The sequence below is a fragment of the Streptomyces sp. NTH33 genome (assembly GCF_003236365.1).
Classification (GTDB): Bacteria; Actinomycetota; Actinomycetes; order Streptomycetales; family Streptomycetaceae; genus Streptomyces.
In genome coordinates, this window is record NZ_POTZ01001106.1 from 1 (window position 1) to 494 (window position 494).

Sequence of the window (494 nt, forward strand, 5' to 3'; positions counted from 1 at the left end):
GGCCGGGGCCCGTCGAGCGGGGAGGTGGGGGTGCACGGATCGATTGCGGCCGGCTGGCTGCTGGTGGCGCTGTGCGCGGCGACCGGGGCGTACTGCCTGCTGCGCGTGCGCAGCACCGTTGGGGAAGAGCGCCGGGCCGCGGGCGATGAGGCGCTGATGGGCTTCGGTATGGCCGCCATGGCCGTACCGGCGGCGGTGTTCACGCCACCCACGTGGGCGTGGTCGGCCTACGCGGTGGTCTTCGGGGCGGCAGCGCTGCCCGCACTGTGGTCGGCGCGGAGGAGTCCGCACCATCTGCACCACCTGATGGGCGCGGCGGCCATGGTCTACATGTCCGTGGCGATGGCCCTCTCGCCCGGCTCCCACCCCATGCACGGCGGGGCGGGGGTGCCGCTGGTCACGGGCGCGCTGCTGCTGTACTTCGCGGGTTACGTCCTGCTGTCCGGCGCCCGGCTGGTCCCTGCCGGGGCGGTGGCCGGCAGCGCGGTGGGTGG

1 protein-coding gene is annotated in these 494 nt (G+C 75.3%); it reads left to right on the top strand.

The features are described from left to right. Window positions 1-30: 30 nt before the first annotated feature. On the top strand, window positions 31-494 hold a 464-nt coding region (locus C1I97_RS38695), incomplete at its 3' end, for a DUF5134 domain-containing protein (protein WP_111007428.1).